This window comes from Mesorhizobium subarcticum (genome assembly GCF_055456085.1).
Genome location: NZ_CM144237.1, coordinates 653,994 through 679,942, shown reverse-complemented (window position 1 = coordinate 679,942; position 25,949 = coordinate 653,994). Strand labels below are relative to the sequence as shown.

The following is a 25,949-nucleotide window of genomic DNA, read 5'->3' as shown; positions in this document are numbered from 1 at the left end:
GATCGGGAAAATCAGTGGATCGGCACCAGCCCCGCCAGTTCGCGCATGTCGTCGAACAGGATGCCGCCAGCCTGGATCAGGCCATCGCGGTCGGAATAGGGGTCGCCATGATAGGAAAACACCCGCATGCCGGCCGCTATTCCCGCTTGCGTGCCGGCGACGCTGTCCTCGATGACGATGCAATCGGCGGGCCGAAAACCCATGGTCTTGGCCGCATGCAGGAACAGGTCGGGGAACGGCTTGCCGCGCCCGACCATGGTCGCGGAAAACATCGCATGTTCGAACAGCGGCAAGAGGCCGGTCTGGCCAAGCGTGATGTGCATCTTCGACACCCTCGCCGAAGTGGCGACGCAATAGGGGATGCCGGCCGCGCGGACCGCCTCGATGAACTCGCGGACATAGGGGATCGCCTCGACCCCATGCGCAAACAGATCCGGCAGGCCGGCGTTCCAGCGATCGACGAAATCGGCGCCGAGCCGCACCTCGGTCTGCGCCTCGATCTCCTTCTGCACCGAGAGCATGCTGCGGCCGGAGAAATTCTTGCGGCAATATTCGAAATTTGTCGGGTATCCAGCCGTGCTCAGCCATTCGGCAAGGCGCCGGTTGGCGAGGTTCTCCGTGTCGACGAGAATGCCGTCGCAGTCGAAGATGACTAACTTTGGAACCTGCATCAGGCGGTCCCGGTCGACCCGAACCCGCCAGAGCCGCGCGCCGTGCCGCCAGCCAAGCTGCGCTCTTCGACGGCAGCCTGTGTCACAACAGCAAATACGATCTGCGCGATGCGCATGCCGCGCGTCACCGCAAAATCCTCGTCGCCGAGATTGACCAAGAGCACCTTGACCTCGCCGCGATAGTCGCTGTCGACCGTTCCCGGTGAGTTGAGGACGGTAAGGCCATGCTTGAAAGCAAGGCCGGAGCGCGGCCGCACCTGACCTTCCATGCCTTCCGGGATTTCCAGGATCAGCCCGGTCGGCACAAGCGCGCGTTTGCCAGGCAGGATCAGCAGCGGCCGGTCGTCGGGCACCGCGGCGCGAAGATCCATGCCGGCGGCACCGGTGCTTTCATAGGCGGGGAGGGGAAGCCCTTCAGCGTGCGGCAATCTGACGAAGCCGACAGTCGGGCCGATGACGGAGGAGTTTTGAAGGGCTGCGCGCATAAAATCGATCCTATCGGCGCGATTGCCGATTCGGTCAATTCGCCCGCAAGCCTATCAACGGCTTTCTTTCGGGCATCACTATGACCTGACCATCGGAACCACCGTCGTCTCCTTGATCTCCTCCATCACGAAGGAGGCGGACACATCAGACAGCGCCACCTTGGCGATCAGTCGTTGGTAGAGCCGGTCGTAGGCCTTCACGTCGGCGACGCGCGCGCGCAAGACATAGTCGAGGTCGCCCGACATGCGGTAGACGCCGGTGATCTCGGGAAAGCCGGTCACCGCGGCCCGGAATTTCTGCAGCCAGTCCGGATCATGGTTCGACGTGCGAATCAGGATGAACACCGAAAGCCCAAGCCCGAGCTTTTCGGCATCGACCAGCGCCACGCGGCCGGTGATGACGCCATCCTCCTCCAGCCGTTTGACGCGCCGCCAGCAGGCGTTGCGCGACAAGGCCACTCGCTCCGAGAGCTGGTCGACCGACAGCGTGCCGTCGCGTTGCAATTCGGTGAGCAATTTCCGGTCGATTTCGTCGATTTCCAGTGATGGGATGGACGCCCCCCTGACGGCATCGATGTGCCAGAGTGGTGGCGTTGAGAACCACCGAAGGGAGACGTCCATGACACAAGTTAGCACCATTGGCCTGGATCTGGCCAAGAACATCTTCCAAGCCCATGGCGCAGATGCCGCCGGCACCGTTGTGTTCCGCAGGAAGCTGCGGCGCGAACAGGTGCTGGCCTTCTTCGCTGCGCAGCCGCCATGCCTTGTGGCGATGGAGGCATGCCCAGGCGCTCATTATTGGGGTCGTGAGATCGGCACGCTCGGCCATACCGTCAGGCTGATCGCACCGGCTTACGTGAAGCCTTTCGTCAAGCGTCAGAAGAACGATGCCGCCGATGCCGAAGCGATCTGCGAGGCCGCGCAACGGCCGACGATGCGCTTCGTGGCGGTGAAGAGCCAGGAGAAGCAGGCCTCGGCTGTGATCTTCCGAACCCGCGACGTGCTCGTCGGCCAGCGCACTCAGCTCATCAACGCGATCCGCGGGCATATGTCCGAGTTCGGCCTGATTGCGCCGCAAGGCCCCTCGCATGTCGAGCGGCTCATCACGCAGGTTGAGGATCCTACCTCGGGCGTGCCGGAGGCCGCTCGCTGTTGCCTTGCCATGCTTGTCGAAGCGCTACGCCGCTTGCAGGATCAGGTTAGGTCGCTGGACGCGGAGATTGCGAAGCGGGCCAAAGCTGACGAAACGGCCCATCGGCTAATGAGCGTGCCTAGCATTGGGCCGCTGATCGCAACCGCGCTTGAGGCGATGGCTCCACCAGCAGAGACGTTCCGCTCTGGGCGCGATTTCGCAGCCTGGATCGGGCTGACGCCGATCCAGCGTTCGACCGGCGGCAAGGAGCGCCTCGGACGAACGTCGCGGATGGGAGAGCGAACGCTGCGACGCCTGCTCATCATCGCATCCAGCGCGGTAGTGCGCTGGGCCAAGCGCAAAGGCGTGCCATCCGGCTCGTGGCTCCATCGAATGCTGGCGCGCAAGCCGCCAATGCTGGTGATCGTGGCACTGGCCAACAAGACCGCGCGCATCGCATGGGCATTGATGACGAAAGGTGGAACCTACCGAGCTCCGACCGCCGCCGCATGAGTGCAGTGCAGTGAGCGAACGCGAGGCTGCCAGGAGGACGTGAGAAGGTCGAAGGACAGGTATGGCGCAACGTCGGCGAGGCGGGATCAGGAGAACCAGACGCATGGGGAGCGCTTCGAGCGCGTTCCAGTGATGTGGACCTGATCCTCGAACTCCCATACGGGCCCGCGGCCATGACGAAGCCGCAAAGAGAGGCCGAACACATGGCAGCACCCGATCACGCGCAGCAGCCTGAACCGAAGATTCTTCTTGCATCCGGCGGGGCGTCCACACATGCCATGTGGGATGTTTGTCCCATGGAATGGCAGAATACAAGGATATTTGAGACCGATGAACCAGCGAAGCGTGTCAGGATACTCATATCAGGAACGTCAAGCGCTGAAGGGGACCAGCATGTCGGTCGCAAGGATTTTCACCTCTCATCCGGCCAAGGTTGGCGAAACCTATTTCGGCCATATGGCCTTCGCCGCCTGGTTCTCGTCGCGCTTGCTGATGGCGGCGAGTGCCGCACTCGTTCATGCTTTCTTGCCATTTCTGTTTGAGACTACCGCCAGCCGAATCGTTCGCGAGCTTTACGAGCGGACGCACAACAGAGGCACACACGCGACCAAGGAGCCCGCGGCTCTTATGGATCGGGCTTAAAGGACGACAAAAGCGATGTGCCGGTGGGCGGCCTATCTCGGTGAAGCGGTCTTTCTCGAAGACATTCTAACTGCGCCCTGTCACTCGCTGATTGCCCAGAGCCATTGCGCCCAGGAAGCGAAATCACCCACCAATGGCGACGGTTTCGGCCTTGCCTGGTATGGCGACCGGCCCGAGCCTGGTCTCTATCGCGACATCCTGCCGGCCTGGTCCGATCCCAATCTGAAGAGCCTGTGCCGGCAGATCAAATCCAGCCTGTTCCTCGCCCATGTGCGGGCCTCGACCGGCGGCGCCACCAGCCGCATGAACTGCCATCCCTTCATCTCGGGCCGCTGGTCATTCATGCATAACGGCCAGATCGGCGGCTTCGAAAAGATCCGCCGCGCGCTGGAGAATTCATTGTCCGACGCCGTCTTCGACCAGCGCGAAGGCACCACCGATTCGGAACTCTTTTTCCTACTTATGATCGACGAGGGATTGGCCGGTGATCCGCAAGGCGCTGTGTCACGCGCCACCAGCCGCGTCATCGAAGCCTCGCGCCGCGCCGGCCTCGAACCGGCGCTGAAACTCACCGCTGCCTTCTCCGACGGGCAGGCGCTGCATGCGGTGCGCTACGCCACCGATGCGCATGCACCGACACTCTACACCTCGATCCTGCGCAAGGGCGGCCGCTGCATCGTCTCCGAGCCGTTCGATCGCGAGGGCGGCGATTGGCAAGCGATCCCGCCATCGAGCTTCGTCACCATGACTGGGGATGGGATCAGCATTCGGCCTTTTGCTCCGGTAGCGGCGAAGCTGGCGCTGGTCGGGTAGTTGCAAATTGCGGCAACGCCGCGGGACAGCGCCCCCCTCTGTCCTGCCGGACATCTCCCCCACGAGGGGGGAGATTGGCAGCTTCACCAGCCGCGTCATTCTTTCAACGCTGGAGATTGGCGAAAGCCGTGGCGACATCCAATCTCCCCACCCGTGGGGGAGATGTCCGGCAGGACAGAGGGGGGCGCCGTAGAGCGCCGACCTCAATTAACCTCGGCGCAATTTCGATCAAACCCTACCAGGGCTCCGAATGCTCAACTCCGCTTGAAGTCGCACCGCTGCCCGCCATTTTCCAGGCAAGTGCGGCCAAGCAGGAGCCTTGATCATGAATCCCGTCTTCTACTCAACCGTTGATCTTGCTGCCGCGATCCGCAACCGCAAAATCTCCGCCGTCGAAGCACTCGACGCCCATCTGGCGCAGATCGACAGCCACAACGAAGTCGTCAACGCCGTCATCTCGCTCGACCGCGAAGGCGCGTACGAACGCGCCGTAAAGGCAGACGCTGTGCTCGCGCGCGGCACCGTACTTGGGCCGCTGCACGGCGTTCCTTTCACGCTGAAGGACATGCACGAGACATCTGGCATGAAAACCACGGTCGGCTTCCCACCTTTCGCCGACTACGTCGCCAGCCAAGACAGTCCGGTCGTTGCCAGGCTGAAGACTGCCGGCGGCGTGCTGATGGCCAAGACCAATGTCGCGACCATGCTGTCGGACTGGCAATCGAACAATCCGCTTTTCGGCCGCACCCACAATCCGTGGAATCTTGTGCGCACGGCAGGCGGCTCCAGTGGCGGCGCCGCAGCTGCGGTGGCGACTGGCATGACACCATTCGATGTTGGCACCGATATGCAGGATTCGATCCGCCTGCCCGCCGCTTTCTGCGGTGTCTATGGCCTGAAGCCGACGGAGAACCGTGTCTCGTTGGCCGGTGCTTTCCCTAACCCGGGCGGTGCTGCGCGTAGCGTGCGGCTGATGTCTTGCCTTGGGCCGTTGGCGCGGAGCGTGGACGATCTGGCGTTGATCTATCAAATCATCGCCGGGCCGGACGGGCACGACACCGATCTCGCACCAGTGCCGGTCGAGGCTATGCCGAAGCTCGATCTCAAGACATTGCGCATCGCTTTCGCGCCGTCCTTCCCCGGCCTCCCGGTGGCCGGCGAGATCAGCGCCGCGGTCGAAAATCTCGCAAGGCAGTTGCAAAGCGCTGGTGCGGTCGTCGAGGAGGCGAAATTGCCGAAGCTCGATCTGCACGACGATCTCGCGCAAGGCGGCGCGCTGATCGGTATGATGATGGAGGCCGCGCAGCCCAAACCGCCGGAGCAGCCGACGTCAGTCTCGCGCTGGTTCGACGCGCTGGCCCGCCGCGACAGATCCATTCTCACCTGGGACAGTTTTTTCGACCGCCATGATGCATTGCTCTGCCCGGTTGCCATGACCACGGCCTTTCCACATTGCGAGCCGGGCACGCCGATCAAGGTCGACGGCAAGGAGCAGAGCTACTGGATGCTGCCGGCCTATGGCGCCGTTTTCAATTACAGCGGCCATCCGGCACTTTCGATACCGTGCGGACAGGATAGCAACGGTCTGCCGATCGGGCTGCAACTGGTCGGCAAACGCTGGTCGGAATCGCGGCTGCTCGGTATTGCGGCGGCGATCGAGCCGGTCACCGGCGGCTTTCGCCGTCCGCCGGGTTATTGAGCGAAGCGCGACAATCCATAGGGTGCGAGCAGCGGGTCGCGCTCGCCATAAAGAATTTCCCGCGTGGCGAACAGGCCGACGGCCGGCGCCAGCGTGATGCCGGAATGCAGGACCGCGACGTAGACACCGTCCATGCCTTCGGCCCGGCCGATGATCGGAAAGCCGTCGATCGGATTGGGGCGGTAGCCGATCGTGTGGAAATCGAGTTCCAGCCCCTCGGCGCCGCGCAACGTTGCCCTCACCACTGCGAACAAGTCGCGCGCGGTGGCCTCAGGGTTTTCGCCGGGATCGCCGCCGGCGAAATCCGAGCCGGCGATGATGCGGCCTTCGGCGGTCTGTCGCATGTGCAGTTTCTCGGCGTGCACCAACCCGTTGAGCAGCTTCTTGTAGGGCCGCGAATGGACGATCAGGCCAGGCGGTGTCTCGATAGGCAGCTTGATGCCGGCGGTCGCAGCGATGTCCGGTGAGCCGACGCCGGCGGCGATCACCACCTCGTCGGCGGCAACCAGCCCATGAGATGTGTCCACGCCCGTGATCCTGCCATCAGTCTGGACAAGCGCGGTCACGGTGCTGGAGAGGACGCGAGCGCCTTGTCGCTCCGCGCCCGCCAGCAGTGCTTTCGCGGTAGCCGCGGGCTCTGCGACACCTTCCTCAGCGATATGCAAAGCAAAATCAGGAAGCTCAGTGAGATTGGGCTCGATACGTGCCACTTGCTCCCGACCAACCCGTTCGATGCCGTAGCCCCATGAAGAATGCTCCGCCGCGTAGGCTTCGAGCCTGTCCGCCGGCAGGTCCCAGTTCAGGCCGCCGCACCAGCTCAGCGGCAGGCTTGGCAAATCATTTGCAAGTCGCTTCCACTCGGCCATGGCGCGGATGCGGAGCCGGAAATAGGGCTCCGGATTGCCCCAGCTGGCGTTGATCCAGGCAAACGAGTTCGGCGTCGCCACGCCGCCGGGCGCACTGTCGGCGATGACCGTCACCAGCGCCCCAGCCTTGGTCAGATGCCAGGCAATGGAGGCACCGATGATCCCGGCGCCAATGACGATCACTTGTTTCGCCGCAGCCATGTTAACTCCTCAACCCGCAGGGATGTTCATCCCAGTGCCATTCCTATGCCCACTTGCCAACATCGGGCCGCACGAAATGTGTCGCTTGACATAAATACGTACGTACGTATTATATGGCCATGGCTAGACAATCACTCCGCGAAAAACTTCTCGAAGCCGGGTTCCAGACCTTGTGGAGCTCGGGCTACGCCGCCGCGGGTGTGCGCGACATCGTGGCGGCCGCTGATGCCCGACCGGGCTCCTTCACCAACCATTTTGCCTCCAAGGAGGCGTTCGCCGGTGAGGTTCTGGACCGCTACTTCGCCTATGTCAGCGGGCTGGTTGAAGCAGCCCTGGCGCAGGACGGGACGCCGCCGATCGACAGGCTGCGCCGCTATCTCGACGTCATCACCTCGAAGCTCGAAGGGCATGACTGGGCACGCGGTTGCATGATCGGCAATCTCAGCCTGGAGACCGCGGTGCACAGCGAACCGCTGCGTTTGCGGCTTGTCGCCATCTTTGAACACTGGCGTCAGCCATTCGCGGCCTGCATCGCCGAAGGCCAGGCAGCCGGCGACATCACCAGGGCCTTCGACGCCGAAGACCTTGCCGACTTCCTGCTCTCGTCCTGGCAAGGCGCCATGCTGCGCATGAAGGTCGAACGCAGCCCGGCACCGCTCGAGCGGTTCAAGAACATCATCTTCAGCACTGTTTTCGCCAGGGAGACGCCCCAATGAACTCGAAAGCCGACAACGCCTCGCTGCGTTCGCAGATCTCCGTACTCGATTCGACCATGTCCTATGTCGAGGCTGGAACGTCCGGCTCGACCGTGCTGTTCCTGCACGGCAACCCCACTTCATCCCATATCTGGCGCAACATCATTCCGCATGTCGCACCGTTTGGCCGCTGCATTGCGCCTGATCTGATCGGTTACGGCCAGTCCGGCAAACCCGACATCGACTATCGCTTCTTCGACCATGTCCGCTATCTCGACGCCTTCCTCGACGCACTCGATGTCAGGGATGTGGTGCTGGTCGCGCAGGATTGGGGCACGGCGCTTGCGTTTCATCTGGCGTCAAGGCGGCCGCAGCGCATTCTCGGCCTCGCCTTCATGGAATTCATCCGGCCCTTCGAGCGCTGGGAAGATTTTCACCAGCGCCCGCAAGCCCGCGAAATGTTCAAGGCGTTGCGCACGCCTGATGTCGGCGAAAAGCTGGTTCTGGAAGACAATGTCTTCGTCGAGAAGGTGCTGCCGGCCTCGGTGCTGCGCACGATGAGCGACGAGGAAATGGCCGTCTACCGGGCGCCGTTCGCGACGCCGCAATCGCGCAAGCCAGTGCTGCGCCTGCCCCGTGAATTGCCGATCGAGGGCCAACCCGCCGACGTTGCCGCCATCAGCGAACACGACCATCGCGCGCTGCGGCTGTCCACCTATCCGAAACTGCTGTTCGCGGGCGATCCCGGTGCGTTGATCGGGCCGGAGGCGGCACGCGAATTCGCTGCCGGGCTGAAGAACTGCCGTTTCATCAATCTCGGACCCGGCGCTCACTATCTGCAGGAGGACCACGCCGACGCGATAGGCCACGCAATTGCCAGCTGGCTTCCGGAGGTCGTTGAGGCGAGCCAGATGAGCGAACTGGCCTGAGCGGCCACTAGCATCCGGCGGCGCCCGCGCCGCCGGACCGGTCGACAGCCCGGCACTGCGCTGCTAGAAGCCCGGCCTGTCACACGGAAATCCCAGAGAATGCCCGAAACAATACCAGAGGAAGTGGCGCGCCGCCGCACCTTCGCGATCATCGCCCACCCCGACGCCGGCAAGACGACGCTCACCGAAAAGCTGCTGCTGTTCGGCGGCGCCATCCAGCTTGCCGGAGAGGTCAAGGCCAAGAAGGACAGGATCCAGACGCGGTCCGACTGGATGAAGATCGAGCGCGAGCGCGGCATTTCCGTCGTCACCTCGGTGATGACCTTCGAATATGAGGACAATGTCTTCAACCTGCTCGACACGCCCGGCCACGAGGATTTCGCCGACGACACCTATCGCACGCTGTCGGCGGTCGACTCGGCCGTCATGGTCATCGACGCTGCCAAGGGCATCGAGCCGCGCACGCTGAAACTGTTCGAAGTCTGCCGGCTGCGCGACATCCCGATCATCACCTTCATCAACAAGATGGACCGCGAAAGCCGCGACCCGTTCGAGATTCTCGACGAGATCGAGCAGAAGCTGGCGCTGGATACGGCCCCCATCACCTGGCCGATCGGCCGCGGCAAGACTTTTGCCGGCACCTATCACCTGGCGCTGAATGCCGTGCGCAGGGGCGACGCGGAGAAAGAACGCACGCCGGTCAACGGTCCCGATTCCAACCGCGTCGCCGGCCTGCTGCCGGAAAACGAGCGCGAGGCCTTCATCGAGGAACTGGAGCTCGCCCGGGAAGCGTGCAGACCCCTTGATATAGATGCCTTCCGCGAGGGCCATCTGACGCCGGTCTATTTCGGCTCGGCGCTGCGCAATTATGGTGTGCGCGACCTGATCGAGGCGCTCGGCGCCTTTGGCCCGCCGCCGCGCGCGCAGGAAGCCGACACCCGCAAGGTCGAGGCGACCGAGGACAAGATGACGTCCTTTGTCTTCAAGATCCAGGCCAATATGGATCCCAACCATCGCGACCGCATCGCTTTCGTGCGGGTCTGCTCGGGCAAGCTCGAGCGCGGCATGAAGGCCAAGCTGGTGCGCACCGGAAAGCCGATGAGCCTGTCGGCGCCGCAATTCTTCTTCGCCCGCACCCGCGTCACGGCGGACGAAGCCTTCGCCGGCGATGTCGTCGGCATTCCCAACCACGGCACGTTGCGCATCGGCGACACGCTGACCGAGGGCGAGGAAATTCTTTTCAGGGGCGTGCCGAATTTCGCCCCGGAAATCCTGCGCCGTGTGCGCCTCGGCGACGCGATGAAGGCGAAAAAACTCAAGGAAGCGCTGCACCAGATGGCCGAGGAGGGCGTCGTGCAGCTGTTCTCGCCGGAGGACGGCTCACCGGCCATTGTCGGCGTCGTCGGTGCCCTGCAGCTCGACGTGTTGAAGGAGCGGCTGAACTTCGAATACACGCTGCCGGTCGAGTTCGAAATGTCGCGCTTTTCCGTCTGCCGCTGGATATCGGCCGACGACAAGGCCGAGACGCTTCGCTTCATCGAGGCACATCGCGGCGACATTGCCCGCGACCTCGACAACGATCCGGTGTTCCTCGCCCAGCACGCCTTCTCGCTGAACTACGAAGCCGAGCGCTGGAAGGCCATCACCTTCGCCACGATCAAGGACTATCAGGTCCGCGACAAGGCGGCTTGAGCTGGAGCCTGTTCCTTCTCCCGCAAGGGGAGAAGGAAAGGGCTCATCATTCACCCTTTGGCAGCCTCTTCGATCTTCGCGATATCGATCTTGCTCATCTGCATCATCGCTGACATCACCCGGCCAGCCTTGGCCCGATCCGGATCCAGAAGCAGGCGCGGCAACTGCTCCGGCACGACTTGCCAGGAGACGCCGAACTTGTCTTTCAGCCAGCTGCATTGCGACGGTTCGCCGCCACCTTCGATGAGCTTGTCCCAGAAATAATCCACCTCTTCCTGCGTCTTGCAGTCGATCGACTGTGACATCGCCTCGTTGAACTTGAAGTGCGGTCCGCCGTTGAGCGCCTGAAACGGCACGCCGTCGAGTTCGAACGTGGTCACCAGCACTTTGCCTTCATCGGCGTGGCCTTTCGGCCAGCGCATCACGCTCAGCACCTTCGAATTCTTGAAGATGGACACGTAGAAATTCATCGCCTCTTCGGCTTGGTCGTCGAACCACAGGCAGGTGGTGATCTTTTGCATGTCGTGCTCCTCGGGTTGCTCTTCGCTGTTGTGGTGAAACGGCTGACTTCGAGAATGGTGCCATTTCCGTGCCGTCTGCCCAAGGACGGTCGTGAGGCACGCGATCCGACAGCGACATGCGATTTTTTCGCAGACTCTCGTTTTTTCGCTAGAATCTGGCGCATTGCAAAAATGTGGCCAGACCATACTTGGCGGTCTATAAACCCTGCGATCCAAATTCAGCGCCGCCACGCTCCGTATCGAGCGCAGCCAGCCAGCTAAGGAAAGTTCATGCCCGCCTATCGCTCCCGCACCACCACCCATGGCCGCAACATGGCCGGCGCCCGCGGCCTCTGGCGCGCCACCGGCATGAAGGACTCGGATTTCGGCAAGCCGATTATCGCGGTGGTCAATTCCTTCACCCAGTTCGTGCCGGGCCATGTCCATTTGAAGGATCTCGGCCAGTTGGTCGCGCGCGAGATCGAGAAGGCCGGTGGCGTGGCGAAAGAATTCAACACCATCGCCGTCGATGACGGCATCGCCATGGGCCATGACGGCATGCTCTATTCGCTGCCGTCGCGCGAGCTGATCGCCGATTCCGTCGAATACATGGTCAATGCGCACTGCGCCGACGCCATGGTCTGCATCTCCAATTGCGACAAGATCACGCCCGGCATGCTGATGGCGTCACTGCGCCTCAACATCCCGACCGTCTTCGTCTCTGGCGGGCCGATGGAGGCCGGCAAGGTGGTGTTGGCCGGCAAGACGCAGGCGCTCGACCTGGTTGACGCAATGGTTGCGGCTGCCGACGACAAGATCTCCGACGAAGACGTCAAGGTCATCGAGCGTTCGGCCTGCCCGACCTGTGGCTCCTGCTCGGGCATGTTCACCGCCAATTCAATGAATTGTTTGACCGAGGCGCTGGGCCTGTCGCTGCCGGGCAACGGCTCGACGCTGGCCACGCACGCCGACCGCAAGCGGCTGTTCGTCGAGGCTGGCCATCTCATCGTCGATCTCGCCCAGCGCTATTATGAACAGGACGACGAGACAGCACTGCCGCGCAGCATCGCCTCGAAGGGTGCCTTCGAAAACGCCATGACACTCGACATCGCCATGGGCGGCTCGACCAACACCGTGCTGCACATCCTGGCCGCCGCACACGAGGGCGAGGTCGACTTCACCATGGAGGATATCGATCGGCTGTCGCGCCGCGTCCCGGTGCTTTGCAAGGTCGCGCCGGCCAAATCAGACGTTCATATGGAAGACGTTCACCGCGCCGGCGGCATCATGGCCATCCTCGGTCAGCTCGACAATGCCGGGCTGCTCAACCGCGACCTGCCGACGGTGCACACCGCAAGCCTGAGCGAAGCCCTTGATCATTGGGACATTTCCCGCACCACAAGCCAGAATGTCCGCGATTTCTTCCTGGCTGCGCCCGGCGGTGTGCCGACGCAGGTGGCCTTCAGCCAGGACCGCCGCTGGGACGATCTTGATCTCGACCGCGAAAAAGGTGTCATCCGCTCGGCCGAGACGCCGTTCTCGAAAGATGGCGGTCTTGCCGTGCTGAAAGGCAATCTGGCGGTTGACGGCTGCATCGTGAAGACGGCCGGCGTCGATGAGTCGATCCTGAAGTTCACCGGTCCGGCACGCGTGTTCGAAAGCCAGGATGCCTCGGTCAAGGCGATCCTCTCCAACGAGATCAAGGCCGGCGACGTCGTCGTCATCCGCTATGAAGGCCCACGCGGCGGTCCCGGCATGCAGGAAATGCTCTATCCGACCAGCTATCTGAAGTCGAAAGGCCTGGGCAAGGCTTGCGCGCTGGTCACCGATGGCCGCTTCTCCGGCGGCACGTCGGGCCTGTCGATTGGCCATGCCTCGCCGGAAGCGGCGGAAGGCGGTGTGATCGGGCTGGTAAGGGAAGGCGATACGATCGAGATCGACATCCCCAACCGAACCATCCGCTTGGCCGTCAGCGACGCCGAGCTTGATTCGCGCCGTGCCGCGATGGAAGCCAAGGGCGCCCTGGCCTGGAAGCCCGAGGAAAAGCGCAAGCGCAAGGTGACAACGGCACTACGCGGCTACGCCGCCTTCGCCACCAGCGCCGACAAGGGTGCGGTGCGGCACGTGCCGGAGTGAGGTCTGCGCCAGCCCCCTCATCCGGCCGCTTCGCGCCACCTTCTCCCCGCTGGGGAGAAGAGACTGGCACCGGCGTTGACGACCTCTTCTCCCCACGGGGAGAAGGTGGCCCGAAGGTCCGGATGAGGGGGCTTGGCACCCACATCCGAAGACATCCTCACGGCATCAGCTGATATTCATAAAGCTTCTGGTACAGCCCGCCCTGGTTGAGCAGGGCCCGGTGCGCGCCGCTCTCCACCACCTTGCCGCCTTCCAGCACCACGATCGTGTCGGCCTGGTGCACGGTCGACAGGCGGTGCGCGATGACGATTGTCGTGCGCCCTTCCGTCAGTTGCTGCAGCGCGTCGCGGAACAGCGCCTCGGATTCGGCGTCGAGCGCGCTGGTCGCTTCGTCCAAGAGCAGGATTTCGGCGTCGCGCAGCATGGCGCGCGCGATCGAGATGCGCTGGCGCTGGCCGCCGGACAGCAGGCCGCCATTCTCGCCGACATCCGTCTCATAGCCTTTCGCCTGCGCCATGATGAAGTCATGCGCGTTGGCGGCCTTGGCGGCGGCGATCACCTCCTTGTCGGCCGCGCCCTCTCGCCCGAGCCGGATGTTGTGCATGATGGTGCCCGCAAACAGGAACGTGTCCTGGCTGACATAGGCGATCTTTTCCCTGAGCGAAGCGAGTGTCGCATGCGAAATATCCTGGCCGTCGAGCAACACCTTGCCGCTCTTCGGGTCGTACATGCGCATGATCAGGTTCAGGATCGTCGACTTGCCGCCGCCTGACGGTCCGACCAGTGCGGTCATCTTGCCGGGCGCAAGGGTGAGGTCGAACTCTTCGAGCACCGGCGGACCATCCTGGTAGGCGAAGCTGACGGCGTCGAACCGGATTTCGCCGGGCCCGGCCAGAAGTGGCTTGGCATCGGGCTTCTCGGCCAGCGTCAGCGGTTCGTCGGCCAACTGGAACATCATGCGCACGCCGACAATGCCGCTTTCCAACGAGATACGGACGCGCGCAAGGCGCTTTGCCGGTTCATAGGCGAGCAGCAGCGCCGCGATGAAGGCCATGATGTTGCCGGGCATCTGGCCGCCCTGCAGAACCAGGAGGCCGCTGACCATGACGGCGCCGGCGATCGCCAGCCCGGCCAGCGTCTCCATTACCGGGCTGGTCACTGCTTCCAGTGCTGCGATGTTGTTGGCTCGATCCTCGACGTCCTGCACCGCCTTGTACATGCGCTTGCGCATCAAGCCTTCGAGGTTGAAGGATTTGACGACGCGCACGCCGATCGCGGTTTCCTGCATCACCTGCACGATCTGGCCGACCGAACGGAACTCCATCGCGGCGAATTTGCGCACACGCTTCAGGATACGGTTGACGCCATAGATGGCCAGTGGGCCGACGACGAAGCAGATCAGCGACAGCGCCGGCTGCTGCCAGACCATGACGCCAATCAGGGCAGCCAGGGTCACCAGGTCGCGCACATAGGAGGTGACGATAAGGTCGAGCACGTTGCGTGCCGCCTGCGCATTGTTGGTCATGCGGGTGATCAGGTCGGATGACGACGTCAAATGGTAGAATTCGATGCCTTGCGCCAGGATGCGGTCGTAGATCTTGCGCTGCCGGTCGGCGATGATGGCGTTGCCGACCCGGCTCATGAAATAGGCCTGGATGAAATTGGCGATGCCCTTGAGGATAAAAATCCCGGCGACCGCCAGGGCAATCATGTTGACGCGGTCGATCCGCTTGTCGATCACGAATTCATTGGTGATTTCGCGCAGGATCCAGGCGCTGGCAGCTGTCGTACCGGCCACCACCAGCATCGACAGGATGGCTGCGCCATATCCGAACTTATGCTGCCCGAAGGACTCTTTCACCAGCCGCACGATAAGGCGCTGGTTCTCCATCGAGCGTTCGTCGCGTTTCAGGAACGTCAAGTTCAAGTTCACACGGGGCTTCCATGGTTTGCGACTATGGCCTTGAGTGCGAAGCCGATCGCTGCGTGGACGAAAGCGGCTTATAGAGCGAGTTGCTGACCGAGGGAACCTTTCGCGGCCGCCGAAAGAAACGGCTGCGGCAAGCTGTCTTTTGCGCCACCATGGCTGGGTGATTCTGGAATTAGGATGACGACAGATGGATTTCGACCTTATCGTTCGTGGCGGCACGCTGCCGGATGGCGGGATTGCCGACATCGGCATCAGCGGCGAGACGATCGCGGCGATAGAGCCCAAACTGCCGGGCTCCGCGCGGACCGAGGTCGATGCCCGCGGCAATCTCGTGTCGCCGCCTTTCGTCGATCCGCATTTCCACATGGACGCGACACTGTCCTATGGCATTCCGCGCATCAACGCCTCGGGCACATTGCTCGAAGGCATTGCGCTGTGGGGCGAACTAAAGCCGCTTTTGACACATGAGGCGGTGCGCGACCGCGCGCTCGCCTATTGCGACTGGGCCGTTTCGATGGGCCTTCTCGCCATCCGCACCCATGTCGACGTCTGCGACGACCGGCTGCTGGCGGTCGAGGCCCTGCTCGACGTGAAGAAAACGATCGCGCCCTATATCGACCTGCAGCTGGTGGCGTTCCCGCAGGACGGCTTCTATCGCTCGCCGACGGCGCGCCAGAACACCATTCGCGCGCTGGACATGGGCGTCGACATCGTCGGCGGCATTCCGCATTTCGAGCGCACCATGGCTGACGGCGCGCGTTCGGTGACCGAACTCTGCGAGATCGCGGCAAAACGCGGCCTGATGGTCGACCTGCACTGCGACGAGACCGACGACCCGCTGTCGCGCCATATCGAACAGCTTGCCTATGAAACGCAGCGCCTCGGCTTGCAAGGCAAGGTCGCCGGCTCGCATCTCACTTCCATGCATTCGATGGACAATTACTACGTCTCCAAGCTTCTGCCGCTGATCGCCGAGGCCGGCGTTTCCGCCATTCCCAATCCGCTGATCAACATCATGCTGCAGGGCCGGCACGACAGCTTCCCGAAACGCCGTGGCCTGACCCGGGTCAAGGAGATGCAGGCGCTGGGTATCCGTGTCGGCTGGGGCCAGGATTGCGTGCTTGATCCCTGGTATTCGCTGGGCACCGCCGACATGCTCGACGTCGCCTTCATGGGCCTGCACGTTGCCCAGATGTCGAGCCCGGCCGACATGGCGCGCTGCTTCGACATGGTCACCAACGTCAACGCCGCCATTATGGGCCTGGACCATCTGGGCCTGGCGGTCGGCAAGCGCGCCAGCCTTGTCCTCCTCGACGCCGGCAATCCGATTGAGGCCCTGCGCCTGCGCGCCGAGCGCATCTGCGTCATCGCCAAGGGCAAGGTCGTGGCGGAACGCACGAGACAGGATACCAGGCTTTCCATCCCGGGCAGGCCGGCGCAGGTGAACCGCAGGCACATAACCACCTAGATACAGCCGATTCCCCATGCTGGTCTTACCGATTTCCTGATTTCTTCTCGTCAAAGCGGCCGCTTCCGTCTACGACGCGGCCTACGCTAGGGAGGAATCGGGATCGGCATGTCGCAGCCCGTGGCGCAGAATTCGACCATCAGGAACGTGCTTCTGGCCGGCATTCTGCTGATGCTGGCCGGCGATTTCCTGTTTGCGTTGAACGACGCAATGGGCAAATGGCTGGTCGCCAGCTTCTCAGTCGGCCAGGTCGTGCTGATCCGCTCGATTGGCGCCTTCATCGTGCTCGGCCCGATGATCGCCAACCAGGGCGCAGGCAGGCTGTTCCAGATGGAGCGGCCCTGGCTGCAGGTCCTGCGCGTGTTGGCGACGACGCTGGACACCGCTTTGTTCTACGCCGCCGTCGTCTATCTGCCGCTTGCCGATGTGATGAGCTTTTACATGGCCGGGCCGATCTATGTCGCGGCGCTGTCGCATTTCCTGCTGGGGGAAAAGGTCGGCTGGCGTCGCTGGCTGGCGATCCTGCTCGGTTTCTGCGGCGTGCTGATCATGCTGAAGCCATCGTCCGCGGCATTCTCTTTGTCGTCGAGCTTCGCGCTGGTCGGCAGCATCGCCTTCGCCTTTGCCATCATCCTCAACCGGCGGCTGCGTGGCACCAGCGATACCAATCTGGTGACATGGCAGACCATCGGCACGCTGCTGGTCGGCGGCGTGCTGACCATTGGCGCCTGGCGCACGCCCTCGGCACTCGATTTCGGTGCCATGCTGCTGCTCGGCATCGTCTCCTGCGGTGCGCACCTGATGATCACCCGGGCGCTCAAGCTGGCGCCGGCCTCGACGCTGGCGCCGCTGCACTACACGCTGCTCTTGTGGGCGGTGGTGTTCGGACTGGTCTTCTTCGGCGACGTTCCCGGCCCGCGCATCCTGATCGGCTCCGGCATCGTCGTTCTGGCTGGCCTGTTCATCTTCCACCGTCAGAAGGTGGTCGAGACCACGGTGCCGCCCGAAAACGTGCCGAAGGGGGTAAACTAACCCTGGCGTATCGAGGCCAGATGTCGGGAAAACTCCGGCGTCTCCATCAGTGCCTTGCAGCGGGCGAAGCGGCCGTCGGCATAGGCGCGAAAGTCGTCGACCGGGTTGTTGTTGGCGAGCTGGATCAGCCCCCACAGCGTCCATAACAGGTCGCACATCGCCTTGTAGATGACGACCCGTCCGCGGTCGGCCGGCCTCGCCTCGCCGCCGAAATAGGCGCGCATCATCTCCTCGTCCTGTGCACCATCGAATTTCCCCTCGACGCTGAGATCGCCGAGATCCCAGAGCGGGTCGTTCATTCCAGAATATTCCCAGTCCACAATCCACATCCGCTCGCCCGTATCGAGAAAGTTCTCGCACAGCGGATCGCAATGGCAGGCAACAAGCTGGAGCGGATGGGCGGCCAGCGAGGACCGCACGCTACCGGCTTCGCGCACCACGTCGTGATAGCCGGCGGGCAAGGTGACTTCCTTGGTCGACAGCACTTTGAGATAGTCGTCGATCATCGAAAACAGTTCGAAGCGAAAGGGGAACACCGAACCGGAATTGTGCAGCTTGCGAAAAGCCTCGCCGGCCCGTGCCGGACTGCCCGGCCGGGTCTTGAAATTTTCCGGCGACATAGTCTCGGCGCCAGCGATGAAGCGCGTCACCATCACGCCGGTGCCGGCGTCGGCATGCAACACTTCCGGGCTGACACCGGCTTTTGCCGCCTCGCGCGCGGCCACCGCTTCGTTGGCGCGGTTGATGTATTCCTCGGTGCCCTTGCCTGGAATGCGCAGGCAGAGATCGCCGGCTCTGAAGACGAGGTTGGTGAGACCGCCAAGCCGGTCCAGCGGCCCGGTATAGCCGGCCAGCATGGGAATGGCGGCAAGTCTTGCCCGCGCCTCGTCTGTCACCATGCCCGCGCCCCCACGCTGTTATTTCTCACCGCAACGGTTCCACAATTTTCGCCGTTTGGCTATCATCCGATCGTGGGTGAACGAGAGAGTGGCAGGCGGAACGGCGATGGCGGACAGCAAACATCACGGTGCGCTTGGCGAAGCCTACGCAGCCAAACGGCCGGAAGAGGTGGCGGCGCTCTATGACCGGTGGTCGCAAACCTATGACGCCGACATGTCCGCCGCCGGCTACCGTCACCCGACGATCTGCCTTGCTCTGCTCGCCCGCCATCTGCCGCGTGGCGCGGCACCGTTGCTCGATGCCGGCGCGGGCACCGGGCTCATTGGTGAATGGCTTGATATAACAGGCTATCCCGAAGTCGAGGCGCTCGACATCTCGCAAGGCATGCTGGACCAAGCCGCGCGCAAGGGCGTTTATTCCGCGCTGCATTGCCTGGCGCTCGGCGGCAGGCTGCCCTTTGCAGACGATGCCTATGCCGGGATCATCTCGGCCGGCGTCTTCACGTCAGGCCATGTCGGCGTCGAAGGGCTCGACGAATTGATCCGCATCTGCCGGCCAGGCGGCGTCATCGTGCTGACGGTCAAGAACACGCTGTGGGAGGCCGGTTTTGCCGCACGCATCGCCGAGCTCGAAGCGCAAGGTGTCGTCACCCGCGCCGAGCAAACGCGCCCTTATGTCTCCATGCCGGGCGAGGCCGACACCGTGCCCAGCCGTGGTCTCGCCTTACGGATAAATTAGGCTTTCACTTTCTCGGCGGCCGGATCGTACATCGGCTCAAGATGGATTCTGGCCGGTGTCCGCTCCATCGCGACAACCAGCTCATAGTCGCCCGAGGTGAGAAAATCATCGCTGACCCCATCGGCGTTGCGCACATAGCCGTAGCCGATATTGCTGCCGATCGTGTAGCCATAGCCGCCGCTTGTGAGATAACCGACCGGCTCGCCATTGCGCAGGATGGTCTCGCGGCCGAGCAGCACGATTTCGGGATTATCGACCGTGAAGCCGGCAAAGCGTTTCTTCAAGGGCGCGCCGCCGATAGCTTCAAGCGCGCGTCGTCCGACGAAATCGGTGTTCTTGCGCAGCTTGACGGCCCAGCCGAGGCCGGCCTCCTGCGGCGTGTCGTTGGGGGTGATATCGGAGCCCCAGGCGCGGTAACCCTTTTCCAGCCGCAGCGATTCCAGAGCCCGGTAGCCGACCGGGCGGATGCCGTGCGTCTTGCCCGCCGCCATCAGCGCGTCGAACACTTCGCCGGTCGCCGCGATCGGCACATGCAATTCCCAGCCAAGCTCGCCGACATAGGTGACGCGCAGCGCGCGGACCTTGTGGCCGGCAATGGTGATCTCGCGCACATGGCCGAACGGGAATGCCGCGTTCGACACATCCGCATCGGTCACACCGGAAAGCACATCGCGGGCCCGCGGCCCCATCAGCGACAGCGTGCCGAAGTCCTCGGTGACATCGATCAGCCCAGCATCGAGGCCATCGCCGATATGGTCGCTGATCCACGAGGCATCATGGGTGCGGAAACCGGTGCCGGTCACGATGTAGAATTTTTCTTCAGTCAGCCGCGCCACGGTCAGGTCGGCTTCTATGCCGCCGCGCGTATTGAGAAGCTGGGTGTAGGTCAGCCGGCCGACCGGCTTGCTGACGTCGTTGGCACAGATCCAGTCCAGCGCCTTGGCCGCGTCGGGGCCGCTCAGCTCGTATTTGGCGAAGGATGACTGGTCGAAGATGCCGACCTTCTCACGCACATGCCGGTGCTCGTCGCCGACCGCTGCGAACCAGTTCTGGCGGCCCATGGAATAGATGTCTTGCGGTTCGACACCGTCCGGCGCGAACCAGTTCGGCCGCTCCCACCCAAGCTTGGAGCCGAACACGGCGCGCTGCTGTTTCAGCCTGTCGTAGAGCGGCGAGACGATGCGCGGCCGGCCTGAGGCATATTCCTCATGCGGGAAACCGATCGTGTAATGCTTGCCATAGGCTTCCAGCGTCCGTTCGCGCACCCATTGCCGGTCGCGGTGCAGGCTGGAAAAGCGCCTGATGTCGACCACCCACAGGTCGAGCGGCGCCTCGCCATCGACCACCCACTGCGCCAGCACCCAGCCGGCGCCGCCGCCCGACGCGATGCCGAAGGCGTTGAATCCTGCGCCGACGAACATGTTGGCGCATTCCGGCGCCGTACCGAGGATGAAATTGCCATCCGGCGTAAAGCTTTCCGGCCCGTTGATCATCTGCTTGACGCCGACCGTTTCCAGCGCCGGCACGCGTGCGATCGCCTGTGTCATGTGCTGCTCGAAATGGTCGTAATCGTCGTCGAACAGCCGGAATTCCCAATCATCAGGCACGTCGCCACCGGGGAGACCGGTCGTCCACGCCTGCGGGTTCGGCTCATAGCCGCCCATCACCAGACCGCCGACTTCCTCCTTGAAATAGGTGCGGCGATCCGGGTCGCGCAGCGTCGGCGCATCGGTCGCCAGGCCATCGATCTTCTCGGTGATGATATATTGGTGCTTGATCGGCTGCAGCGGCACGTTGATGCCCGCCATGGCGCCGACCTGCCGCGCCCATTGTCCGGCGCAGTTCACCACCTTGTCGCAGGCAATGTCGCCTTGATTGGTCTTTACCGCCGTTATGCGGCCATTCTTCATCTCGAAACCAGTGACGCGGACATCCTCGAAGATCTTGGCGCCATGCATGCGCGCGCCCTTGGCCAATGACTGCGTGATGTCGGAAGGGCTCGCCTGGCCGTCCGTCGGCAGCCAGGAGCCACCGACGAGATCGCCGGTTTCCATCAGCGGCCACATCGCCTTGACCTCGGCTGGGGACAAGAGATGCATGTCCATGCCGAAGCTCTTCGCCGTCGTCGCCAGCCTTTTGTATTCGGTCCAGCGGTCGGCATTGGTGGCAAGCCGCAGGCAACCGGTCATCTTCCAGCCGGTGGCAAGACCGGTCTCGGCCTCCAGCCCCTTGTAGAGGTCGACCGAATATTTGAGCACGCGGGTGATCGAGGCCGACGAGCGCAATTGCCCGACCAGGCCGGCGGCATGCCACGTTGAACCCGAAGTCAGCTTGCCCTGTTCGAGCAGCACCACATCGGCCTTGTGGTCGCGCGCCAGATGATAGGCCGTCGAACAGCCGATGATGCCGCCGCCGATGACGACGACCGCGGCCTGGCTGGGCAAGGTCATGATTTCAGGATCCCGTATTTTGTCCGGTAGTTTTCCAACGCCGCGTCGAGCCGCACCAGGGTTTCCTCGGTATAGGCGATGTAGTCGATGCCGGGCGCGTCGAGATAGAGTTCGGACACCATGCTCCACATCGTCTCGCGCAACAGCGAGGCGCATTGCATGGCGGCATGCGAGCGGCGGATTGCCTGGTCCGGTTCCTTCATGAAATAGGCGGTCAGGAAGGCGAAGGATTCCGCGTCGCTCATGCCGGCGTTCGAGGCGACGCCGGCAAGGTCGAACATTGCCGTGTTGAAACCGGCATACTCGAAGTCGATCAGCCACAGCCTGCTGCCATCATCAAGAATATTAGCCGGCAAAAGATCATTGTGGCCGAAGACGATCGGTAGCAGTTTCTGCGCCCGCTCCAGCTCATCTGCCAGCGCCAAGAAGCGCGGCAGGTCGCTGCGTTTACGGCTGCCGCCTTCGTCAAGCGTGCGTGCGTAGTCGCGGATGACGTGGAACACCCAGAACATGAAGCCGGCGCCGGAGATATGGTTGGGCATGTCCCGGTGGAAGCCGCGCATGAGCGCGGCGACGCGACCGAGATTGGCACGCACGTCCTCGGCCACATAGGTCTTGGCGCCAAGAAACGCGGTCACCAGGATGCCCGGTTCGGCATAGTGGACCGCCGGGGCGAAACCGGCGGCATGGGCGGCCCGCGCGGTCATCACCTCGCGTTCGCGGAAGACATGGTGGAACGGATAGTCCTCGCCGAAGCGCACGACATGTTTGCCTGCGGAGTCGCTGACCACATAATTGGCGTTGCTCAGGCCGCCGGGCAGCGGGGCGATCTCGACGGCGCCGGTCCAGCAGGGCAGGGCGCGGATGCGATCTTCGGCTGTCACGGAAACATCCCTGGTTTGCTGGATTTCGACACGGCGCCATGGACAGCGCGACGACGGCGGGGAGAAACGCAAATGATCTCGTCGGTGCGGGATGCCAGGATCGGTATCCCGCACCGCACCGACGAGCCCCATGGCCAGGTTTTGAATCCCGGCATCCGCCCCCGCGGATCAGAAAATTCCTTGCACCAGGCACGTTCAAGGCTGCCTGGGCAGTGAGTTTCGGCTCTGCCATCACCCTCCCGTTGCAGTTCCGAACCCCGTTGGTGTCTGAATTTCACGCCAGGGTCGCCCATCTGTCAACAAGAGGATGTGACTTTTTTTGGGTATTTTGCCCGAAACCAAGGGACGATCCCTTTAAAAGCACTTGGATTACCTTAAAACCGGTCAAAAGGGCTAAGTCCGGGAAACCAAATGGTCCATTCCAAACGCCATGGCGAGATCCTGCGGCTGCTGCAGGAAGAGGGAACCGTCACCATCGCCAGTCTGGCCGATCGGCTGGGTGTTTCGCTCGAAACCGTGCGCCGCGACGTCAAGCCGCTTACCAGCGACGGCTCGGTTCTGAAGATGCATGGCGCCATCGGCCTGCCGTCGATGGTCGGCGAAGCGCCGTTCGAACGGCGCATGCGTGAGAATGCCGATGCCAAGCGCATCATTGCACGCATGGTCGCCGCCACCATCCGCGACGGTGAATCGATCATGCTTGACACCGGCACCACGACCTCGTTCCTGGCGCGGGAACTGCTCGGCCACCGGCGCCTGACGGTCGTCACCAATTCGTCCGACATCGCCCGCACGCTGGCCACCATCAACGGCAACAAGGTCTATATGGCCGGCGGCGAACTGCGCAGCGATTCAGGCGCCGCGTTCGGATCTTCGGCCATCGACTTCGTCAGCCGCTTCTCGGTCAGCCACGCCATCATCTCGACCGGTGCCGTGGATGCGACAACGGGTGTCATGGACTATGATCTGGATGAGGCCGAGTTCGCCCGCATGGTGCTGTCGCGCGGCCAGCGTTCTCTCGTCATCACCGATCACACCAAGTTCGGCCGCCAGGGCCTGGTCCAGGTCTGCGGCTTTGACGACTTTTCCGAACTCGCCACCGATCGCTCGCCGCCACGCGACATAGCTGCGGCGTTGGCGCAGGCAGGCGCGCGGCTCAGTATTGCCGGCGGCGAAGTCGGATTTTAGCCAAACACCAGCGATCGGTGGGCGCATACGCCCGCGAAGGTCCGGCCGATACGGCGAAGGCGATGTTGTGCATCGACAAGCCTATGCCGGCAAGGCGCGAAAACTCATCCGGAAGCAGGCGCCGCTCGGCTTGCCGTCGAGGATCTCGATGCGCCCGCCATGCAGTTGCATGATTTCCTGCACGAGGTTGAGGCCGAGCCCGGCGCCGTGGTCCTGCGGGCGCAGTCGGTAGAAGGGCTCGAAAATGCGTTCCCGCTCGGTCGGCGGCACGCCGTCGCCTTCGTCCCGCACCTCGATGACAGCGGGCGCTGTGACGCTGACGGTGATCTTGCCATTGCGGCCGCCATGCTCGATGGCATTCTGGACGATGTTGGTCACGGCACGTTCGATAGCGGTGCGGTCGCCGGTCGCGAAAACCGTCTCGCTTTGCGGCTCGAACGACATCTCGTATCCGGCCGAGAATGCCATTGGCGCGAGGTCGACGATGACGCTGCGCGCGATCGCCACGAGGTCGACCTTTTCGAAAGGCGATGTCTGCCGGTCGAGGCGCTGCAAGTCGAGCAACTGGTCGGTCAGCGTCGAAAGCCGCGCTGCGTCCTGCAGCAGCCTTGCCCGTTCCGGTGTCGCCGGCAGCGAGGCCAGGCGGGTGTTGAGGATGGCGACCGGTGTTCGCAGTTCATGGGCGGCGTCGGTCAGGAAGCGCTTGTGACGCTCATAGCCGTTGTCGAGACGCGCAAGGGCAGCATTCACCGCCTTGACCAGCGGCGTGACTTCCTTCGGCACATCCTTCAGCGGCAGCTGCACGCCGCGCTGGTCGATATCGATGCGCTCGGCCTCGGCCGCCGCATGGCCAAGGCCCGACAGCGCCCCGCGCACCACCCACGGCGTCGCAAACAGCGTCGCCAGCGCCATCAGCCCGGCGAGCGGTAATATGCCTTGCAGGAAGAATTGCGGCGCCTGCCCAAGCAGGCGCAGCAGCGAAAGCCCGCCCTTGGTGCCGGTGAAGATCTGGACATTGCCGGCCGCCGTGTCGGTCCAGCGGATCTTTGCATCCGGTGGCGCGCTCTCGCCGATGGAATTGTCGATACGCGCGTCGCTGATGGTGTCAAGCAACCCGGCGAAGGGCTGGAAGATGGTCGGCACCGTGCCTTCCCCTAGCCTCTGACCCTGCTTGTCGCGGATGATGAACCAGAGGTCCGGGATCCCGGCGCGCAGCTTCGTCAGATCGGGGGTCTCGCGAAGGGTAAGCTTGCCGCCTGCGTCGCGCGCCACCGCATCCGCCAGCACGTCCATTGTGCCGTCCTCATAGTCGTGCGGAATGAGGCCGGTTGCCAGCATGGCGCCGAGAATGCCGACGATGATCAGCGTCAGCATCGCGCACTGCAGAAGGGCAATGCGCAGCACCAGGCTCCATTTGAGCGAACGCGGACGTTTGAGGGTCATGTTGTCTCGCGCAGGAGATAGCCGACACCGCGAATGCCGTTGATCGTCACACCGGCGTCGGCATCGGTGAGCTTGCGGCGCAAGCGCGAGACATGGGTGTCGAGCGCGTTGGACTGGATCTCGTCGTCGAGGCCGAAGACGGCCTCCATCAGCGCCTCGCGCTGCACCATGCGGCCGGTGCGCCGCATCAGTGCCTCCAGCACCAGCAGTTCGCGCCTTGGCAGGCTGAGCGGCTCGGCACGGATAGACGCCTCGCGGTGTCCGACATCGAGCACCAGATGGCCGGCGCGGATGAATTGCGACTGAAGTGGTGCTGGGCGCCGCAGCAGTGCACGCAAGCGGGCCAGCAGTTCCTCGAAGGCGAACGGCTTTGCCAGATAATCGTCCGCACCGATGTCCAGCCCGTCGACCTTGTCCGCCGTGTCGCCCTTCGCCGTCAGCACCAGCACGGGCGTCGTGTTCTTCGTAGAGCGCAATCTCGGCACCAGCGACAGCCCGTCGCCATCCGGCAACTGCCGGTCGAGGAGGATGGCGTCATAGCTGTCGACAGCAATGAAGCCCTCCGCCTCCAGCAACGTGCCGGCGTGGTCGACCACCATGTCGTGACGTTTCAGCGCTGCGCGCAGCGCCGAGACCATTTCGGGCTCGTCTTCGACCAGCAAGATACGCATTTACTACCCCCAGGGTAACGACATTGCTTTGGGCGCTACCGCGTCAACATTGCGCAAACATGGCAAAGCCGAACGGCCGGGGCCGGCAAGGTCTTTCTTTGCGTCCGCGATGTTGCGCAATGTCTATGCAATCCAGTCACGGCAAACAACGCCGGTCGGCACGAACCGCCCTTGCCGGCATCAAGGCGTCGGGCCCGACTATGCAACAGGTCCGGGTCCGACGCTGAAACGAAATCAACTGGCCACCCGAACCGGTTGGCACGCAATGAGC

23 protein-coding genes are annotated in these 25,949 nt (G+C 63.2%); 12 read left to right on the top strand and 11 right to left on the bottom strand.

From position 1 onward, the window contains the following. Positions 1-11 precede the first annotated feature (11 nt). From ACZYHG_RS03155 to ACZYHG_RS03145, 3 genes are all read right to left on the bottom strand, one after another. Positions 12-671 carry an HAD family hydrolase gene (locus tag ACZYHG_RS03155; protein ID WP_464612496.1) on the bottom strand — a complete coding sequence of 220 codons (660 nt, stop codon included), beginning with the start codon at positions 669-671 and terminating at the stop codon, positions 12-14. Continuing rightward, positions 671-1,156 (bottom strand): dUTP diphosphatase, encoded by a 486-nt coding sequence (gene dut / locus ACZYHG_RS03150; protein ID WP_464612495.1) that lies wholly within the window; start codon positions 1,154-1,156, stop codon positions 671-673. Before dut ends, ACZYHG_RS03155 begins: the two co-directional genes overlap by 1 nt. A gap of 78 nt (positions 1,157-1,234) precedes the next feature. After that, entirely contained in the window at positions 1,235-1,693 is a 459-nt protein-coding gene (locus ACZYHG_RS03145) for an Lrp/AsnC family transcriptional regulator (protein WP_464614606.1), read from the bottom strand. Between the two features lie 82 nt (positions 1,694-1,775). On the opposite strand from ACZYHG_RS03145, the gene ACZYHG_RS03140 reads away from it, so the two are divergent. From ACZYHG_RS03140 to ACZYHG_RS03125, 4 genes are all read left to right on the top strand, one after another. Then, positions 1,776-2,801 carry an IS110 family RNA-guided transposase gene (locus tag ACZYHG_RS03140; RefSeq protein WP_464611638.1) on the top strand — a complete coding sequence of 342 codons (1,026 nt, stop codon included), beginning with the start codon at positions 1,776-1,778 and terminating at the stop codon, positions 2,799-2,801. Between the two features lie 393 nt (positions 2,802-3,194). Further along, positions 3,195-3,443, top strand: coding sequence for a DUF6356 family protein (locus tag ACZYHG_RS03135; RefSeq protein ID WP_464614605.1), 249 nt, complete (start codon positions 3,195-3,197; stop codon positions 3,441-3,443). A gap of 15 nt (positions 3,444-3,458) precedes the next feature. Then, the gene (locus ACZYHG_RS03130; RefSeq protein WP_464612494.1) at positions 3,459-4,256 is read left to right on the top strand and encodes a class II glutamine amidotransferase; all 798 of its coding nucleotides are present in this window, start codon (positions 3,459-3,461) and stop codon (positions 4,254-4,256) included. Between the two features lie 325 nt (positions 4,257-4,581). Continuing rightward, positions 4,582-5,955 carry an amidase gene (locus ACZYHG_RS03125; RefSeq protein ID WP_464612493.1) on the top strand — a complete coding sequence of 458 codons (1,374 nt, stop codon included), beginning with the start codon at positions 4,582-4,584 and terminating at the stop codon, positions 5,953-5,955. Here the strand turns inward: ACZYHG_RS03125 and ACZYHG_RS03120 are convergent. Beyond that, complete coding sequence (locus ACZYHG_RS03120) at positions 5,949-7,022, bottom strand: NAD(P)/FAD-dependent oxidoreductase (RefSeq protein ID WP_464612492.1); 1,074 nt, start codon at positions 7,020-7,022, stop codon at positions 5,949-5,951. The genes ACZYHG_RS03125 and ACZYHG_RS03120 overlap by 7 nt on opposite strands. A 119-nt stretch (positions 7,023-7,141) precedes the next feature. Here ACZYHG_RS03120 and ACZYHG_RS03115 point away from each other — a divergent pair, with 119 nt between their 5' ends. The 3 genes from ACZYHG_RS03115 (at position 7,142) to ACZYHG_RS03105 (ending at position 10,338) form a co-directional block, all read left to right on the top strand. After that, positions 7,142-7,738, top strand: coding sequence for a TetR/AcrR family transcriptional regulator (locus ACZYHG_RS03115; RefSeq protein ID WP_464612491.1), 597 nt, complete (start codon positions 7,142-7,144; stop codon positions 7,736-7,738). Then, the gene (locus ACZYHG_RS03110) at positions 7,735-8,646 is read left to right on the top strand and encodes a haloalkane dehalogenase (protein ID WP_464612490.1); all 912 of its coding nucleotides are present in this window, start codon (positions 7,735-7,737) and stop codon (positions 8,644-8,646) included. The genes ACZYHG_RS03115 and ACZYHG_RS03110 overlap by 4 nt, the downstream gene beginning before the upstream one ends. 99 nt (positions 8,647-8,745) lie before the next feature. Further along, positions 8,746-10,338 carry a peptide chain release factor 3 gene (locus tag ACZYHG_RS03105; RefSeq protein WP_464612489.1) on the top strand — a complete coding sequence of 531 codons (1,593 nt, stop codon included), beginning with the start codon at positions 8,746-8,748 and terminating at the stop codon, positions 10,336-10,338. Between the two features lie 50 nt (positions 10,339-10,388). Here ACZYHG_RS03105 and ACZYHG_RS03100 read toward each other — a convergent pair whose 3' ends face one another. Then, positions 10,389-10,859, bottom strand: a complete 471-nt coding sequence (locus ACZYHG_RS03100; protein ID WP_464612488.1) for a VOC family protein — start codon at positions 10,857-10,859, stop codon at positions 10,389-10,391. A gap of 270 nt (positions 10,860-11,129) precedes the next feature. On the opposite strand from ACZYHG_RS03100, the gene ilvD reads away from it, so the two are divergent. After that, complete coding sequence (gene ilvD / locus ACZYHG_RS03095; RefSeq protein WP_464612487.1) at positions 11,130-12,974, top strand: dihydroxy-acid dehydratase; 1,845 nt, start codon at positions 11,130-11,132, stop codon at positions 12,972-12,974. 157 nt (positions 12,975-13,131) lie between these two features. On the opposite strand, the gene ACZYHG_RS03090 is transcribed toward ilvD, so the two are convergent. Then, positions 13,132-14,886 (bottom strand): ABC transporter ATP-binding protein, encoded by a 1,755-nt coding sequence (locus ACZYHG_RS03090; RefSeq protein WP_464614604.1) that lies wholly within the window; start codon positions 14,884-14,886, stop codon positions 13,132-13,134. Positions 14,887-15,091: 205 nt separating this feature from the next. Here ACZYHG_RS03090 and ACZYHG_RS03085 point away from each other — a divergent pair, with 205 nt between their 5' ends. Next, on the top strand, positions 15,092-16,372 hold the full coding sequence (locus ACZYHG_RS03085; RefSeq protein WP_464612486.1) for an amidohydrolase family protein: 1,281 nt from the start codon (positions 15,092-15,094) through the stop codon (positions 16,370-16,372). 108 nt (positions 16,373-16,480) lie between these two features. After that, positions 16,481-17,404, top strand: coding sequence for a DMT family transporter (locus tag ACZYHG_RS03080; protein ID WP_464612485.1), 924 nt, complete (start codon positions 16,481-16,483; stop codon positions 17,402-17,404). Here ACZYHG_RS03080 and ACZYHG_RS03075 read toward each other — a convergent pair. Then, positions 17,401-18,303, bottom strand: a complete 903-nt coding sequence (locus tag ACZYHG_RS03075; RefSeq protein ID WP_464612484.1) for a phosphotransferase — start codon at positions 18,301-18,303, stop codon at positions 17,401-17,403. The two genes, ACZYHG_RS03080 and ACZYHG_RS03075, sit on opposite strands and share 4 nt — an antisense overlap. A 106-nt stretch (positions 18,304-18,409) precedes the next feature. Between ACZYHG_RS03075 and ACZYHG_RS03070 the strand changes: the two genes are divergently transcribed. Next, on the top strand, positions 18,410-19,042 hold the full coding sequence (locus ACZYHG_RS03070) for a class I SAM-dependent DNA methyltransferase (protein WP_464612483.1): 633 nt from the start codon (positions 18,410-18,412) through the stop codon (positions 19,040-19,042). On the opposite strand, the gene ACZYHG_RS03065 is transcribed toward ACZYHG_RS03070, so the two are convergent. Next, a complete protein-coding gene (locus tag ACZYHG_RS03065; RefSeq protein WP_464612482.1) occupies positions 19,039-21,492 on the bottom strand; it encodes a GcvT family protein in 2,454 nt (817 codons plus the stop codon). The two genes, ACZYHG_RS03070 and ACZYHG_RS03065, sit on opposite strands and share 4 nt — an antisense overlap. Then, positions 21,489-22,376, bottom strand: coding sequence for a phosphotransferase (locus tag ACZYHG_RS03060; protein ID WP_464612481.1), 888 nt, complete (start codon positions 22,374-22,376; stop codon positions 21,489-21,491). Before ACZYHG_RS03060 ends, ACZYHG_RS03065 begins: the two co-directional genes overlap by 4 nt. A 411-nt stretch (positions 22,377-22,787) precedes the next feature. Here ACZYHG_RS03060 and ACZYHG_RS03055 point away from each other — a divergent pair, with 411 nt between their 5' ends. Continuing rightward, on the top strand, positions 22,788-23,564 hold the full coding sequence (locus ACZYHG_RS03055; RefSeq protein WP_464612480.1) for a DeoR/GlpR family DNA-binding transcription regulator: 777 nt from the start codon (positions 22,788-22,790) through the stop codon (positions 23,562-23,564). An 81-nt stretch (positions 23,565-23,645) separates the two neighbouring features. Here ACZYHG_RS03055 and ACZYHG_RS03050 read toward each other — a convergent pair whose 3' ends face one another. Further along, complete coding sequence (locus ACZYHG_RS03050; protein WP_464612479.1) at positions 23,646-25,007, bottom strand: sensor histidine kinase; 1,362 nt, start codon at positions 25,005-25,007, stop codon at positions 23,646-23,648. Further along, a complete protein-coding gene (locus ACZYHG_RS03045) occupies positions 25,004-25,678 on the bottom strand; it encodes a response regulator transcription factor (RefSeq protein ID WP_464612478.1) in 675 nt (224 codons plus the stop codon). Before ACZYHG_RS03045 ends, ACZYHG_RS03050 begins: the two co-directional genes overlap by 4 nt. Between the last annotated feature and the right edge of the window lie 271 nt (positions 25,679-25,949).

Excerpts from the sequence above, each read along its gene's own strand:
- ACZYHG_RS03155 (WP_464612496.1), bottom strand. The coding sequence starts at position 671 with ATGCAGGTTCCAAAGTTAGTCATCTTCGACTGCGACGGCATTCTCGTC.
- dut (WP_464612495.1), bottom strand. The coding sequence starts at position 1,156 with ATGCGCGCAGCCCTTCAAAACTCCTCCGTCATCGGCCCGACTGTCGGC.
- ACZYHG_RS03140 (WP_464611638.1), top strand. The coding sequence starts at position 1,776 with ATGACACAAGTTAGCACCATTGGCCTGGATCTGGCCAAGAACATCTTC.
- ACZYHG_RS03135 (WP_464614605.1), top strand. The coding sequence starts at position 3,195 with ATGTCGGTCGCAAGGATTTTCACCTCTCATCCGGCCAAGGTTGGCGAA.
- ACZYHG_RS03130 (WP_464612494.1), top strand. The coding sequence starts at position 3,459 with ATGTGCCGGTGGGCGGCCTATCTCGGTGAAGCGGTCTTTCTCGAAGAC.
- ACZYHG_RS03125 (WP_464612493.1), top strand. The coding sequence starts at position 4,582 with ATGAATCCCGTCTTCTACTCAACCGTTGATCTTGCTGCCGCGATCCGC.
- ACZYHG_RS03120 (WP_464612492.1), bottom strand. The coding sequence starts at position 7,022 with ATGGCTGCGGCGAAACAAGTGATCGTCATTGGCGCCGGGATCATCGGT.
- ACZYHG_RS03115 (WP_464612491.1), top strand. The coding sequence starts at position 7,142 with ATGGCTAGACAATCACTCCGCGAAAAACTTCTCGAAGCCGGGTTCCAG.
- ACZYHG_RS03110 (WP_464612490.1), top strand. The coding sequence starts at position 7,735 with ATGAACTCGAAAGCCGACAACGCCTCGCTGCGTTCGCAGATCTCCGTA.
- ACZYHG_RS03105 (WP_464612489.1), top strand. The coding sequence starts at position 8,746 with ATGCCCGAAACAATACCAGAGGAAGTGGCGCGCCGCCGCACCTTCGCG.
- ACZYHG_RS03100 (WP_464612488.1), bottom strand. The coding sequence starts at position 10,859 with ATGCAAAAGATCACCACCTGCCTGTGGTTCGACGACCAAGCCGAAGAG.
- ilvD (WP_464612487.1), top strand. The coding sequence starts at position 11,130 with ATGCCCGCCTATCGCTCCCGCACCACCACCCATGGCCGCAACATGGCC.
- ACZYHG_RS03085 (WP_464612486.1), top strand. The coding sequence starts at position 15,092 with ATGGATTTCGACCTTATCGTTCGTGGCGGCACGCTGCCGGATGGCGGG.
- ACZYHG_RS03080 (WP_464612485.1), top strand. The coding sequence starts at position 16,481 with ATGTCGCAGCCCGTGGCGCAGAATTCGACCATCAGGAACGTGCTTCTG.
- ACZYHG_RS03075 (WP_464612484.1), bottom strand. The coding sequence starts at position 18,303 with ATGGTGACAGACGAGGCGCGGGCAAGACTTGCCGCCATTCCCATGCTG.
- ACZYHG_RS03070 (WP_464612483.1), top strand. The coding sequence starts at position 18,410 with ATGGCGGACAGCAAACATCACGGTGCGCTTGGCGAAGCCTACGCAGCC.
- ACZYHG_RS03065 (WP_464612482.1), bottom strand. The coding sequence starts at position 21,492 with ATGACCTTGCCCAGCCAGGCCGCGGTCGTCGTCATCGGCGGCGGCATC.
- ACZYHG_RS03055 (WP_464612480.1), top strand. The coding sequence starts at position 22,788 with ATGGTCCATTCCAAACGCCATGGCGAGATCCTGCGGCTGCTGCAGGAA.
- ACZYHG_RS03050 (WP_464612479.1), bottom strand. The coding sequence starts at position 25,007 with ATGACCCTCAAACGTCCGCGTTCGCTCAAATGGAGCCTGGTGCTGCGC.
- ACZYHG_RS03045 (WP_464612478.1), bottom strand. The coding sequence starts at position 25,678 with ATGCGTATCTTGCTGGTCGAAGACGAGCCCGAAATGGTCTCGGCGCTG.